12 protein-coding genes are annotated in these 14,346 nt (G+C 68.4%); 7 read left to right on the forward strand and 5 right to left on the reverse strand.

Going from position 1 to position 14,346, the window contains the following annotated elements:
- Positions 1–106 precede the first annotated feature (106 nt).
- From DIE13_RS05975 to DIE13_RS05985, 3 genes are read left to right on the forward strand one after another with little or no spacing between them, the layout of a single operon-like run.
- Entirely contained in the window at positions 107–895 is a 789-nt protein-coding gene (locus DIE13_RS05975) for an enoyl-CoA hydratase/isomerase family protein (protein ID WP_124826273.1), read from the forward strand.
- A gap of 3 nt (positions 896–898) precedes the next feature.
- Positions 899–2,056: an acyl-CoA dehydrogenase family protein gene (locus tag DIE13_RS05980; RefSeq protein WP_124826274.1), complete on the forward strand. Its 1,158-nt coding sequence runs from the start codon at positions 899–901 to the stop codon at positions 2,054–2,056.
- Positions 2,057–2,106: 50 nt separating this feature from the next.
- Positions 2,107–4,236 carry an acetate--CoA ligase family protein gene (locus tag DIE13_RS05985; RefSeq protein ID WP_124826275.1) on the forward strand — a complete coding sequence of 710 codons (2,130 nt, stop codon included), beginning with the start codon at positions 2,107–2,109 and terminating at the stop codon, positions 4,234–4,236.
- 81 nt (positions 4,237–4,317) lie between these two features.
- Here DIE13_RS05985 and DIE13_RS05990 read toward each other — a convergent pair whose 3' ends face one another.
- Genes DIE13_RS05990 through DIE13_RS33305 form a run of 3 tightly spaced genes read right to left on the reverse strand, consistent with a single transcriptional unit; the run spans position 4,318 to position 7,014 of the window.
- The gene (locus tag DIE13_RS05990) at positions 4,318–5,709 is read right to left on the reverse strand and encodes an FAD-binding oxidoreductase (RefSeq protein WP_124826276.1); all 1,392 of its coding nucleotides are present in this window, start codon (positions 5,707–5,709) and stop codon (positions 4,318–4,320) included.
- A 43-nt stretch (positions 5,710–5,752) separates the two neighbouring features.
- On the reverse strand, positions 5,753–6,883 hold the full coding sequence (locus tag DIE13_RS05995) for a porin (RefSeq protein ID WP_124826277.1): 1,131 nt from the start codon (positions 6,881–6,883) through the stop codon (positions 5,753–5,755).
- Positions 6,880–7,014, reverse strand: coding sequence for a hypothetical protein (locus DIE13_RS33305; protein ID WP_260435041.1), 135 nt, complete (start codon positions 7,012–7,014; stop codon positions 6,880–6,882). Before DIE13_RS33305 ends, DIE13_RS05995 begins: the two co-directional genes overlap by 4 nt.
- A gap of 129 nt (positions 7,015–7,143) precedes the next feature.
- Here DIE13_RS33305 and DIE13_RS06000 point away from each other — a divergent pair, with 129 nt between their 5' ends.
- From DIE13_RS06000 to DIE13_RS06010, 3 genes are all read left to right on the forward strand, one after another.
- Positions 7,144–7,722 carry a thioesterase family protein gene (locus DIE13_RS06000; RefSeq protein WP_124826278.1) on the forward strand — a complete coding sequence of 193 codons (579 nt, stop codon included), beginning with the start codon at positions 7,144–7,146 and terminating at the stop codon, positions 7,720–7,722.
- 28 nt (positions 7,723–7,750) lie between these two features.
- Positions 7,751–9,238: an aldehyde dehydrogenase gene (locus DIE13_RS06005; RefSeq protein WP_124826279.1), complete on the forward strand. Its 1,488-nt coding sequence runs from the start codon at positions 7,751–7,753 to the stop codon at positions 9,236–9,238.
- A 241-nt stretch (positions 9,239–9,479) separates the two neighbouring features.
- On the forward strand, positions 9,480–10,169 hold the full coding sequence (locus DIE13_RS06010; protein ID WP_124826280.1) for an alpha/beta hydrolase: 690 nt from the start codon (positions 9,480–9,482) through the stop codon (positions 10,167–10,169).
- Positions 10,170–10,203: 34 nt separating this feature from the next.
- On the opposite strand, the gene DIE13_RS06015 is transcribed toward DIE13_RS06010, so the two are convergent.
- Both DIE13_RS06015 and DIE13_RS06020 read right to left on the reverse strand, forming a co-directional pair.
- Positions 10,204–11,697 carry an amino acid permease gene (locus DIE13_RS06015; RefSeq protein ID WP_124826281.1) on the reverse strand — a complete coding sequence of 498 codons (1,494 nt, stop codon included), beginning with the start codon at positions 11,695–11,697 and terminating at the stop codon, positions 10,204–10,206.
- A gap of 90 nt (positions 11,698–11,787) precedes the next feature.
- A complete protein-coding gene (locus tag DIE13_RS06020; RefSeq protein ID WP_124826282.1) occupies positions 11,788–13,194 on the reverse strand; it encodes an aspartate ammonia-lyase in 1,407 nt (468 codons plus the stop codon).
- Between the two features lie 154 nt (positions 13,195–13,348).
- Between DIE13_RS06020 and DIE13_RS06025 the strand changes: the two genes are divergently transcribed.
- Entirely contained in the window at positions 13,349–14,323 is a 975-nt protein-coding gene (locus DIE13_RS06025) for a LysR family transcriptional regulator (RefSeq protein WP_124826283.1), read from the forward strand.
- Positions 14,324–14,346: the final 23 nt, after the last annotated feature.

The raw sequence follows: 14,346 nt of genomic DNA on the forward strand, positions 1-14,346 counted from the left end.
ATTTAACAGAACTTATACTATGCCGAAATGCGGTCCGCAAGTAGCGGCGACCCTTGCAGGCTCTGACACAACCCCGACACACGACAACCAGGAGACAGTGATCAGCATGAGCATCGAGGACATCCGAATCGAACGGCACGACGGCGTCGTGACCCTTCGCCTGAACCGCCCGGCGAAACGCAATTCGCTCGCGCGGCCGCATCTGGACTTTCTGCGCGAGACACTCGACGCGCTCGCGAACGATCCGGCCGTGCGCTGCCTCGTGCTGACCGGCACCGGCAGTGCGTTCTGTGCGGGCGCGGACGTCGACGAATGGGCCGAGGCCGAGCGCAACGGCGAACTCGACACGTACGGCTGGAGCGAGCGCGCACACCGCTTCGTGCAGGTGCTGGCCGCGTTTCCGCGCCCCACCGTCGCGGCGCTGAACGGCTCGACGGTCGGTGCGGGCACCGACATCGGCTTCGCATGCGATTTCCGCATTGCGAGCACGGCCGCGTCGCTGCGCTGCGGGTATACCGGCATGGGCTACAGCCCCGACATGGGCGGAAGCTGGTTCCTGCCGCGCATCGCGCGCCCGGACGTCGTACGCCGCTTCATCTTCCTGAACGAACGCTGGAATGCGCAGGACGCGCTCGCGGCCGGACTCGTGTCCGAAGTCGTCGATGCCGACGCATTCGCGGAGCACGTCGCTGCATTCGCCGCGCGTCTCGCGCAAGGCCCGAGCGTCGCGTTCGGCCATACCAAGGCGCTGCTCGCGCAGTCGCTCACCCATACCCTCGCCGAGCAGTTGCGCGGCGAGCTGGCAGCCTGCGTCGCGTGCGGTCACAGCGAGGACGGTCAGGAAGCGCTTCGTGCGTCGGTCGAAGGTCGCGCACCTCACTTTGTCGGGAGATGATTGATGGATTTTTCGCTGACCCAAGAGCAGGACATGCTGGTGACGTCGCTGCGGCAGTTCGTCGAGAAGGAACTGCAGCCTCATGAATTCGCGGTCGATCGTGCGGACGACGTGCCGCCCGAGCTCGCCGACTCGATCCGCCGCAAGTCGCTCGAGCTCGGCTTCTACGCGTTCAACATGCCGGAAAGCGCGGGCGGCCCCGGGCTCGACTACGTGACGCAGGCGCTCGTCGAACGCGAACTCGGCCGCACGAGCTGGGCGCTGCACGTGTTCGTCGCGCGGCCGAGCAAGATCCTGATGGCGTGCAAGGGCGACCAGATCGAGCGCTACCTGAAACCAGCCGTGCGCGGCGAGCGCGTCGACTGCTTCGCGCTGACCGAGCCGGGCGCCGGCTCGGACGCGATGGGCATCCGCACGCGTGCGGTGCGCGACGGCGACGACTACGTGATCAACGGCAGCAAACATTTCATCAGCCACGCGGATACGGCCGACTTCGTGATCCTGTTCGCCGTCACCGGCGAGGAAGAAGTGCGCGGCCAGAAGCGCAAGCGCGTGACCTGCTTCCTGATCGACAAGGACACGCCGGGGATGACCGTGCGCCGCGGCCCGCACTGCACGAGCCTGCGCGGCTATCACCAGTCGGAGATCTTCCTGAGCGACTGCCGCGTAAGCGCCGCGCAGATCCTCGGCGAAGTGCATCGCGGCTTCGAGCTCGCGAACGACTGGCTAACGGCCGGCCGCGTAATGGTCGCCGCGAACAACATCGGCCGCGCGCAGCGTGCGTTCGAGATGGCCGCCGAATGGGCCGCGACGCGCCATCAGTTCGGCAAGCGCATCGGCGACTTCCAGGGCACGTCGTTCAAGCTCGCGGACATGCAGACCGAGATTCGCGCGGCGGAACTCGTCACGCTCTACACCGCGCAGAAGCTCGACCGGGGCACGATGACCGACGGCGACGCCGCACTCGCGAAACTGCTGGCGACCGAGACGCTCGGCCGCGTGACCGATCACGCGGTGCAGATCTACGGCGGCATGGGGCTGATGGACGAATTGCCGATCGAGCGCTTCTGGCGCGATGCGCGCATCGAGCGCATCTGGGAAGGCACGTCCGAGATCCAGCGCCATATCCTGTCCAAGGAAATCCTCCGACGCTACAGCTGACGCGAACCGTCGCGCCGGCGCGTCCGGCGCGACTTCCGAAAGGAATTTTCATGACATCTTCTCCCGCAGTCAGGGACCGCCGCGCAGCCGCCGCGGCCAATCTGCGCCGGCTGCTCGAACCGGCCAGCATCGCGTTCGTCGGCGGACGCGGCATCGCGGGCGCCGTGCAGCGCTGTCGCGACTACGGCTATGCCGGCGACATCTGGCTCGTCAATCCGAACCATGCGGAGATCGACGGCGTGCGCTGCCATGCAAGCGTCGCCGACCTGCCCGCCGCGCCTGATGCCGTGTTCGTCGCGGTGCCGGCGCGGCAGTCGATCGACGTCGTGCGCGCGCTCGCCGAACGCGGCGCGGGCGGTGCGATCGTGTACGCGTCGGGTTTCTCCGAAACGGGCGCCGACGGCGCCGCGCTGCAACAGACGCTCGTCGACGCGGCCGGCGACATGGCCGTGCTCGGCCCGAACTGCTACGGGCTGATCAACGGGCTGAACGGCAGCGCGCTGTGGCCGGTCGCACACGGTGCGCCGCGCGTCGAATCGGGCGTCGCGGTGATCACGCAGAGCGGCAACCTCGCGTACAACCTGTCGATGAGCGCGCGTTCGGTGCCGTTCGCATACCTGGCCAGCGTCGGCAACCAGGCTTCGGTCGACGTCGCGCGCCTCGTCGATGCGTTCGTCGACGATCCGCGCATCCGCGCGATCGGCGTGCATCTCGAAGGACTGAAGGACGTGCGCGCGTTCAGCGAGGCCGCCGCCCGCGCGCTCGCGCGCGGCGTGCCGATCGTCGCGCTCAAGAGCGGCACATCGACGCTCGGCGCGCAGCTCGCGATGAGCCACACGAGTTCGCTCGCGGGCTCCGACGCGCTGTACGACGCGCTGTTCCGGCGGCTCGGCGTGATCCGCGTGAAGGACCCGGTCGGCCTCGTCGAGACGCTGAAGCTGCTCGCGATCGCCGGCGTGCCCGAGCGCCGCACGCTCGCCGCGCTGGCGACGTCCGGCGGCGATGCGGGGCTCGTCGCGGATCTCGGCGAAGCGCGCGGCATCGCGTTTCCGCCGGTCGGCGACGCAGGCCGCGATGCGCTCGGCACCGTGCTGCCCGCATACGCGACGATCGCGAATCCGCTCGACTTCACGACGACGCCGTGGGGCGACCCCGACAAGATGCGCGCATGCTGCGACGCGCTGCTCGCGGATCGTCCGGGCGCGGCCGCGATGATCCTCGACTATCCGCAGGAAGCGACGGGCGAGCGGCCGCTGTGCGACATCGCTGCGAATGCGTTCGCAGCGTCGGCGCGCCAGCACGGCGTGGTCGGCGCGGTGATCTCGGTGTTCCCCGACCTCACGCCGCCCGATCACGCGGCACGCATGGCCGAGGCCGGCATCGCGCCGCTGCAGGGGCTCGCCGACGGGATCGACGCGATCGGCGCCGCGATGACGTACGGCGACATGCGCCGCCGCGTGCTCGACGCCGATGCGCTGAACGCGCTGCCGGTGCTGAGAGCGGGCAACGGCGGAGACGGCACCGCGATGCTGCACGACGAATGGGCGAGCAAGCGGATGCTGGCCGCGCACGGGCTCGACGTGCCGGCGGCCGAATGCGTCGTGCCCGCCGATGCGACGGCCGCCGCGCAGCGGCTCGGCTTTCCCGTCTGCGTGAAAGTGGTCAGCGATCGCCTGCCGCACAAGACCGAGGCCGGCGCGGTCGCGCTGAAGCTCGGCTCGCCGGAAGCCGTGACTGCGGCCGTCGAACGGATGACGGAACAGGTCGCGCGATACGCGCCCGACGTGCGCGTCGAGCGCATCCTCGTCGAGAAGATGGCCGACGCGCCGTTGCTCGAACTGATCGTCGGTGTGAAGCGCGAGCCGAATTTCGGTCTCGCGCTCGTGCTCGGCACCGGCGGCGTGCTGGTCGAACTGATCCGCGACACCGCGACGCTGCTGCTGCCGGTGCGCGAAAGCGACGTGCGCGACGCGCTGCTCGGGTTGAAGCTCGGCCCGCTGCTGACCGGCTATCGCGGGCGGCCTAAGGCCGATCTCGATGCGGTGGTCGCGAACGTGATGGCGATCGCCCGCTTCGCGCAGGCGCACGCCGACACGCTCGTCGAGCTCGACGTCAATCCGCTGCTGGCGATGGAGTGCGGCGCGGTGGCCGTCGATGCGCTGGTGCGGCTCGACGCATGACGCCGGCCTGAAGCGCAGCGGCCCGCTCGCGCGATACGCGAGCGGGCCGCTGCCAGTTGACGACACGGCACGCGATGCCGCTCAGATCACCTTGCCGGGATTGAGCAGCCCGAGCGGATCGAACGCGTGCTTCAGGCGTCGCATCGCGGCGATCTCGGCGTCGCTGCGCGAGCAGCCGAGCCAGTCGCGCTTGTATCGGCCGATGCCATGCTCGGCCGATACCGAGCCGCCCGCATCGCGCACGAGCGGATACAGCACCGCGTCGACGTCGTGCGCGCGCTCGCCCGCCGCATACGGCGCCGACACGCATACGTGCAGGTTGCTGTCGCCGAGATGGCCGAAGAAGAAGACGTGCGCACCGGGCCAGCGCGCCTTCAGCGCACGATCGCACGCTTCGATGAAGGCGGCCGTCTCGCGCGGCGGAATGCCGACGTCGAAATTGACGAGGCCGGGCAGATCGTCGATCGCGAGCCCTTCGCGAACGGTCCAGAACGCCTGTGCGTCGGCCGCATTCTGCGCGAGCGCCGCATCGTCGATCAGCCCGCGTTCGAGCCAGTCGGCCAGCACGGCTTCGAACCGCTCGGCCGTCCGCGCGGCATCGCCGCTCGCGCATTCGATCAGCACCTTGACGCCGTCGTCCGCCGGCAGCGGCGCGCGCATGCCGGGCGTGTGCCCGCACACGTAGCCGTAGAACGCCGGCCACATCGCCTCGAAGCTGAGCAAGTCGGAACATGCGGTGCGCGCGGCGCGCAACAGCGCGAGCGCCGCGGCCGTGTCGCGAACCGCGCACAACGCCGTCGACGGCGCGGCGAGCCGCGGATGCAGCCGCAACACGACCCGCGTGACGACGCCGAGCGTGCCTTCGCTGCCGACGAAGATCTGCCGCAGGTCGTAACCCGCGTTGTTCTTCAGCATCTTGTTCAGCGAGCTCAGCACGGTGCCGTCGGCCAGCACGACTTCGAGGCCCAGCACCTGCTCGCGCGTCGTGCCGTAGCGGATCACGCGATTGCCGCCCGCATTGGTCGCGACGTTGCCGCCGATCTGGCACGATCCGCGCGCGCCGAGATCGATGCCGAGCGCGAACCCAGCGTCGTCCACCGCCTGCTGCAACGCCTCCAGCGGCGTGCCGGCCCACGCGGTAACCGTGGCCGCGTCCGCGTCGATCTCGAGCACGCCCTGCATCCGTTCGAGCGACAGCACGACGTCGTGCGCGCTCGGCTCCGCGCCGGCCGCAAGGCCCGTCATCCCGCCCTGCGGCACGACCGTCTGCCGGTGCGCGGTGCAGATCGCGAGCGCGCGGCTCACGTCGTCGACGCTGCGCGGGCGCAGCAATGCGCGCGGCCGTACGCCGGCCGCCTCGCCGTAGTTGGTGAAATGACGCGCGCCGATCGCGTCGCCTGCGCTCACGCAATCGGCACCGAGCGCATCGCGCAGCGCGGCGACGACGTCGCCGCTCGAGGAAGAATCGGACATGATCGACGGGGCCGGCCGTATCCGGCCCGGGGGCGTGGAAGGATCAGAAATTATGCCGCATGCCGATGCGCGCGGCAGCCTGCGTGCGGCTCGTCGACGGCGTGAAGCTGTAGCCGATCACCGCGTCCACGCCGTTCGACGCACGCATCCAGTCAACGGCAGCATACACGTCGGTGCGCTTGGACAGCGCGTAGTGCGTGCCGAGCGCGACTTCGTGCCAGTGATGGCCTTCGAACGTCGTGTACTGATAGCCTGCGACGAGCGACAGCGGTGCGCTCGCCTGGTACACGCCGCCCGCCTCGTACACGCGCATCGTCGACGATTGCCCGTAGCCCTTGAACGTCGTGTTGCTGAAGTCCGCATTCAGCGTCAGCTTGCCGAGCGTGTACGACGCGCCGATCCCGAAGATCGATTGCGAGTCGATCGAGAACGGCGTCGAGTCGTGCAGGTCGGTCACGGCGCCCGTCGCCGGATCGATGCTCGCGACCGTCTGCCCGAGCATCGTCGTCACGCCCATCTGCGCATACGGATCGAGCGCCGCGAGCCCGCGCGGCGAGTTGAGCCGCGTGTAGTTGCCGCCCGCCGAGAAATCGCCGTGCGTATAGGTCGCGCCGACGCTCCACGCGCTGCCGTCGTGGAAGCTGCCCGCGTCGTTGCTGAACGAATACATGCCGCCGACCACGAGCCCGTGGAAGCTGTTGCTGACAAACTTCACCGCGTTCTGCAGCCGGTCGCCGCTCTGCCGGTCGAAGTCGCCGAGGTGCACGCCGTAGCCGCTGCCGAACGCGCTGACGTTGTACGCGGCCGTGAAGTCGAATGCGAAGTCATACTGATTGCCGAACGTCAGCGTGCCCCAGTCGTTGCCGAGCCCGACGTACGCCTGCCGCCCGAACATCGCGCCGCCCTGGTTCAGCTTGCCGGTGCCGAGCCGGAACCCATTCTCGAGCTTGAACACCGCCTTGTTGCCGCCGCCGAGATCCTCGGTGCCCATCAGCCCGACGCGGTTGCCGTACGACACGCCGTCGTCGAACAGGTACGCATGCGCGCCGCCTGCATTGTTCACGTAGGTGATGCCGCCGTCGATGATCCCGTACAGCGACACGCTGCTCTGGGCGTGTGCGTAGCCATGAACCATCACCGACATCATGCCGGCCAGCAGGAAGCGTTTTTTCATTCGGTGTCTCCGGTTTCCGCGCGACGCGGATCGATTTTTCGTTGTGATCGAATGCCGCCCGCCTGCTTCGCTTCGGCATCGCGGCGCTGGCGAGTATAAGTTTCATTGAATGAATGTTCAATCCGTTGCAAGCCGAATCGGCACCGGTGTTAACACGCATCGGCGATTTCTTTATTGAAAAAACGTTCAACCCGTAATAACATCGACCGGCAGCCCCGCGGACGACGTGCGGGCCCGTTCCGAACTTCGGAGTGCACTCGATGACGACCACCCTCAGCCCCGCCGCCGAGCCGCGCCTGCGCTCGGCCTACGAAGGACAGAAGTCGCGCCCGTACGACCCGGCCGTGCCGATCGCGACGCCGCTCGAGCTGCATCGCTGCACCGTGCAGCCCGAGTGGGTCGACTACAACGGCCACATGAGCGAATCGTGCTACTTGCTCGTGTTCGGCGACAGCAGCGACGCGTTCTTCCGCTACTTCGGCATCGACGACGACTATCGCGAAGCCGGCTGCTCGATCTATTCGGCGGAAACGCATATCCGCCACCTGCGCGAAGCGATGCTCGGCGAACCGCTGCGGCTCACGGTGCGGCTGCTCGACATGGACGACCGGCGGCTGCACGTGTTCCATTCGATGCATCACGCAGCCACCGGCGCGCAGCTCGCGACCGGCGAACAACTGCTCACGCACGTCGACATGCGCGCGAAACGCGCGGCGCCATTCCCCGATGCGATCCGCCGGCACCTCGACGCGATTCACGCCGAACATGCACGCGCGCCGCACGAGCCGCACGCGAGCCGCGCGATCGCGATCCGCCGCCCGGCCGCCGCGTCGCGCTGATCATCCCGAACCCGGACGGAGTCATACCATGCAGACCAACGACGCCTGGCGCACGCGCGCCGGCCAGCTCGACATCGATTCCCGCGCCTTCGTCGACGGCGCATTCCGCGACGCGCACGACGGCGCCACCTTCACGTGCACGAGCCCGATCGACGGCCGCTTGCTCGCGCAGGTCGCGCATTGCCGGCAGGCCGATGCCGATATCGCGGTCGCCGCCGCGCGGCGTGCATTCGAAACCGGCGCGTGGCGCGACGCGTCGCCGCGCGAACGCAAGCGCGTGCTGCTGCGCTGGGTCGCGCTGATCCGCGAGCACGCGGACGATCTCGCGCTGCTCGAAACGCTCGACACCGGCAAGCCGATCGGCGACACGACCACGATCGACATTCCGTCGACCGCGTACTGCGCCGAGTGGTTCGCCGAGGCGATCGACAAGACGGGCGGTGAAGTCGCGCCGGCCGATGCGCATCTCGTCGGGCTCGTCACGCGCGAGCCGATCGGCGTGGTCGCGGCCGTCGTGCCGTGGAATTTCCCCGCGATGATCGCGATGTGGAAATGCGCGCCCGCGCTCGCGGCCGGCAACAGCGTCGTGCTGAAACCGTCGGAGAAATCGCCGCTCAGCGCGCTACGGCTGGCCGCGCTGGCTGCGCAAGCCGGGCTGCCGGCCGGCGTGCTCAATGTGCTGCCGGGCTTCGGCGATGCCGGCGAAGCGCTCGCGCGGCATCCGGACGTCGACTGCATCGCATTCACGGGATCGACCGCGGTCGGCCACAAGGTCGCGCGCTGCGCGGCCGATTCGAACCTGAAGCGCGTGTGGCTCGAACTCGGCGGCAAGTCGCCGCAGCTCGTGCTGCCCGACTGCCCCGACCTCGAACGCGCGGCACGCACCATCGCGCATGCGGTGTTCTACAACACCGGGCAGATGTGCACGGCAGGTTCGCGGTTGCTCGTGCATCGCGCGATCCGCGACGAACTCGTCGCGCGCGTGCTCGCGATCGCGCCCGAGTACACGCCCGGCGATCCGCTGTCGCCCGACACACGGATGGGCAGCCTGATCGATGCGGCGCAGGTCGAGCGCGTGCTCGGCTACGTCGACGCCGGCCGCGACGAGGCCACGCTGCTCGCCGGCGGCAAGCGCGCGCGCACGGAAAGCGGCGGCCAGTACGTCGAGCCGACCGTGTTCGATTGCCCGCGCGCCGATGCGCGGATCGTGCGCGAGGAGATTTTCGGGCCGGTGCTCGCGGTGACGGCGTTCGACGACCTCGATACGGCCGTCGCGCTCGCGAACGACACGCGCTACGGGCTGGCTGCGTCGGTGTGGACCGCCAACCTGACGACCGCGCACGAAACCGCGCGCCGCCTGCGGGCCGGCACGGTGTGGGTGAACGGCTACGAGGAAACCGACGACATGAATTTCCCGTTCGGCGGCTTCAAGGAGTCGGGCAACGGGCGCGACAACTCGCTGCACGCGCTGGAGAAGTACACCGAGTTGAAGTCGACCGTGATTCGGTTGCGGTGATCTCGGGGGAGGAATGCGCGCCGGCCGCCATGACGAGCCATGCGGGTGGCATACCGACTGACGGCAAGGAGCCGCCGCTCGGCGGATTTTCTCGCGTCACGGCGCGAATGGCCGCCCCTGATATCGAACGCCCGGGCAGCGCATTCATTCCGATTAGGAAACAATCAATCGCCATCCGGCGATTCACCTTCCCGCCCGCGCGCTCTAGACTGTCGGATCATTCCCCAACCGGACCCATGCAATGACCGACGTCCTGCCGCTGACCACCGACTCCGAATCCGGCCTCCAGTACCGGCTGCGCCCGGCCGACGGCCGCCCCGCGGGCCGCCTGTTGCTGCTGCACGGCGTCGGCGGCAACGAAACCAACCTGCTGAACCTGGCCGGCACGGTCGACCCGTGCATCGAAATCGCCTTCGTGCGCGGTCCGCTGACGCTCGGCCCGAACCAGCACGCGTGGTTTCCGGTGCGCTTCGGCCCGAACGGCCCGGAAATCGATGCGGCCCGCGCGGAGGCGAGCCGCGCGCAGCTGATTGCGCTGCTGCGCGCGTTGGGCGCCCGGGACGTCGAACCCGCCCCCCCTGCATTGCCCACCGTGATCGCCGGCTTCAGCCAGGGCGGCATCATGAGCGCGAGCGTCGGACTCACGTCGCCGGCCGACGTGGCCGCGTTCGCCGTGCTGTGCGGCCGCATCCTGCCGGAAATCGATCCGCTGATCGCACCGCGCGACGCATTGAGCCCGCTCCACGCGCTGGTGATGCACGGCCGCTTCGACGACAAGCTGCCCGTCGCATGGGCCGACACCGCCGACGCGAAGCTGACGGCGCTTGGCGTCGCGCACGACACGCGGCTGTACGACGCCGGCCATGAACTGACCGTCCAGATGGCGCGCGATTTCGGCCGCTGGGTCGACGCGCGCGCCGGGTTGAACTGAGCGCACCGGGCGGCCAGGTCGCCCGCGCAGGTCGTCAGACGTTGCGCGCCGGATCGCCGATGACCGGCGCTGCGGCAACGGCCTCCCGCGCGACGCCGCGCTTCGCCAGCTTCCAGCCGATCACCAGCGCGAGCACGACGACGGGAGTCATCGCGATGGTCCACGTGCCGCCCGGATAATCGAACGCCATCAGCACCAGCACGCTGGCGAGAAAGCCGAGCGTGAGCCACGACGTGAACGGCGCGCCGGGCATCCGGAACGATACGGGGCTCAGCTCCCCGCGATCGACCGCGCGGCGGAACAGGATCTGGCACATCACGATGAAGCCCCAGGTCGAGATGATTCCGAGCGACGCCATGTTCAGCACGATCTCGAACGCCTGGGTCGGCACGATGTAGTTCAGCGGCACGCCGATCGCATTGATCGCGACGGTGACGAGGATCCCGCCGTACGGCACGCCGCGCGCATTCATCCGCGACACGAAGCGCGGCGCCGAGCCGCCCATCGCGAGCGATCGCAATACGCGCCCGGTCGAATAGAGGCCGGAGTTCAGGCTCGACAGCGCGGCGGTCAGCACCACGATGTTCATCACCGTGCCGACGTAAGGCACGCCGAGCTTGCTGAAGAACGTGACGAACGGGCTTTCGTGCGCGCTGTACGCGGTCCACGGCAACAGCATCGTCAGCAGCACGACCGAGCCCACGTAGAACAACGCGATACGCCACATCACGCTGTTGATCGCCTTCGGCAGCACCTTGCGCGCATCGGCGGTCTCGCCCGCCGCGACGCCGACGAGCTCGATGCTCGCATACGCGAACACCACACCCTGCACGATCAGCACCGCCGGCAGGATCCCGTGCGGAAAGAGTCCGCCGTTCCCGGCGATCAGGTGCAACCCCGTCGCGTGGCCGGCGACCGGATGGCCGCTCGCGAGAAACACGGCGCCAACCGCGAGGAACAGCGCGAGCGTGCCGACCTTGACGATCGAGAACCAGAACTCCATCTCGCCGAACACCTTCACGCCGATCATGTTCATCACCGACACGATCCCCAGCGCGCCGAGCGCGAACACCCATTGCGGCACGTCGGTGAACACGGCCCAGTACTTCATGTAGATCGCGACCGCAGTGATGTCGACGATGCCGGTGGTCGCCCAGTTCAGGTAGTACATCCAGCCGGCGACGAACGACGCGCGCTCGCCCATGAACTCGCGTGCGTACGACACGAACGAGCCGCTGGTCGGCCGATGCATCACCAGTTCGCCGAGCGCGCGCATGATCAGGAATGCGAACACGCCGCACACGAGATACACGACGGCCAGCGCGGGCCCCGCGCTCTGCAGGCGGCCGCCCGCGCCGAGAAAGAGGCCGGTGCCGATTGCACCGCCCATCGCGATCATCTGCACGTGGCGCGGCTTCAGTTGCTTCGCATAGCCGGCTTCGTGCGACGCGAACATCGCATCGCGGTCGGCATGGCGGGGATCCGCGCCGCCGGCCGTATCGGCCGGGCGCTCGCTGGCGTGCTTCATGGTGTGTCTCCGTTTCTTGATGTGGTGCGCCCATCGGCGGGGCGCAGCGGGAACGGCCACGCGCGGCGCGCCGGCGCCGCGCGGCCGGAATCAGTACGCGCGCGGGCGGATCAGCGCGTCGGGTCGCAGCGCCTCGTCGAGCTGCGCCTCGGTCATCAACCGGTGCGCCAGCACGACTTCGCGGATCGACTTGCCGCTCTCGTGCGCCTCGGCGGCCACGGCGGTCGCGCGCTTGTAGCCGATGTACGGGTTCAGCGCGGTCGCGAGCGCGACCGAACGCTCCATCGTTTCGCGCAGCCGCTCGGGGTTCGCGGTGATGCCGCTCACGCAGCGGCCCGTGAGGGTCGTGCACGCGGCCGTCAGATGGCTGAAGCTGCGGAACAGCGCGCTCGCGATCACCGGCTCGAATGCGTTGAGCTGAAGCTGCCCGGCTTCGGCCGCGAAGGTCACGGTCAGGTCGTTGCCGAACACTTCGAACGCGACCTGGTTCACGACTTCCGGAATCACCGGGTTCACCTTGCCCGGCATGATCGACGAGCCGGCCTGCACCGGCGGCAGGTTGATCTCGCCGAACCCCGCGCGCGGGCCGCTCGACAGCAGCCGCAAGTCGTTGCAGATCTTCGACAGCTTCACCGCGATCCGCTTCAGCACGCCCGAGATCTGCACGAACGCGCCGCAATCCTGCGTCGCCTCGATCAGGTTCGGCGCGGTGCTGAGGTCCAGGCCGGTGATGCGGCGCAGCGCGGCCAGCGCCTTCTCCGCGTATTGCGGGTGCGCGGTGATGCCGGTGCCGATCGCGGTCGCGCCGAGATTGATCTCGCGCATCAGCCAGCCGGCTTCCTGCAGGCGCGCGATGTCTTCCGTCACCATCACCGCGTAGGTCGAAAACTCCTGGCCGAGCGTCATCGGCACCGCGTCCTGCAACTGCGTGCGGCCGAGCTTCAGCAGCCCCGAAAATGCGTCGGCCTTCTCCGCGAACGCGTCGCGCAGGCGCGCCATCGCCTCCAGCAGGTGCTCGACGGCGAAGCACGTGGCGATCCGGATCGCGGTCGGATATACGTCGTTGGTGCTCTGCGCGAGATTGACGTGCTCGTTGGGATGCAGGTATTCGTACTGCCCGCGCGCGTGGCCCATGATTTCGAGCGCGCGGTTGCAGATCACCTCGTTCGCGTTCATGTTGGTCGACGTGCCGGCTCCGCCCTGGATGATGTCGACCACGAACTGGTCGTGCAGCCGGCCTTCGCGGATCTCGACGCACGCGGCGGCGATTGCGTCGCGATACGCGCCCGGCAGCAGCCCGAGCTCGCAGTTCGCATCGGCCGCGGCTTCCTTCACGGCGGCAAGCGCCATCACGAGGTACGGCAGCGACGCGATCGTGCGCCCCGAAATATCGAAGTTCTCTTTCGCTCGCAGCGTATGGACGCCATAGTACGCGTGATCCGGAATGCTTCGCTTACCTAAAAGATCCGCCTCGACGCGGAAGCCTTGTTCCGTCATGGTCCCCTCCTCAAATGTCCCGTGCCGACGCGGCAAACGCACTGTGCCCGCCGCGTCCCGATACGACGGGATCGCATTCTATGCCTTTGCATAAAGAAGCTCGCTTCTGTATTATCGAAAGCGGTTTTGCGTGGGACGCAACAGCGAGAAACGAATGAAAATAGCCGCGAGAGACACCGGCGTCGACCATCTCGGCGCCATGCGCACCTTCGTGCGCGTCGTCGACATGGGAAGTTTTTCCGCGGTCGCGAAAGAGATGCACGTGTCGACGTCCACCGTCGCACGCAAGATCACCGCGATCGAGGAAGCGCTGGGCGTCGCGCTCCTGCATCGCTCGACGCACAGCGTGACGCTGACCGAAGCCGGCCACATCTACCTCGAACGCGCGGTCACGCTGATCGCGGATCTCGACGATACGCTGCGCGTCGTCGCCGAGCTCAATGCGCACCCGAGCGGGCCGCTCAAGCTCACCGCGCCGGTCGCGTTTGGCCGCCGTCATCTCGCGCCGCTCATCGCGCCGTTTCTCGCGCGTTACCCGACGATCCAGCTCGACGTGCGGCTCACCGACAACCACAACGATCTCGTCGCCGGCGGTTTCGATCTCGACATCCACGAGGGCGAGAACTATCTCGACAACCTGGTCGTGCATCGGCTGTCGCGCAACGACAGCATCCTGTGCGCGACGCCCGGCTACCTCGAGCGCTGCGGGCGGCCGGCGACGCCGGACGACCTGACGCGTCACAACTGCCTGCGCTACGTGCATCCCGAAGGCGATCCGCGCTGGGAACTGACGAGCGACGATGCCCGGCACAGCGTGCTGCCGGGCGGCAACCTCGTCACCGACCATTCGGAGCTGCTGCTCGAGGCAACCTGCGCGGGGCTCGGCATCGCCGAGTTCGAGATCTGGCTAGTGCGCGACCTGCTCGCGAGCGGCCGGCTCGAACCGGTGCTGCCGCGCTATCGGCTGCAGAACAGGCTGACCGGCGAGTACATCTACATCGCGTATCTGGCGAACCGGCGCAGCTCGGCGAAGTTGCGCGTGCTGAAGGACTTTCTCGCGGAACAGCTCGCGGACATCGGCGCGCTGTCGGACGCACAGCTGATGAAGATTCGCGACGCTCGCGCGTAGCGCGCCGCGGCCGCGGCTGCGGC

Source organism: Burkholderia sp. Bp9016 (assembly GCF_003857765.1).
Lineage (GTDB): Bacteria > Pseudomonadota > Gammaproteobacteria > Burkholderiales > Burkholderiaceae > Burkholderia.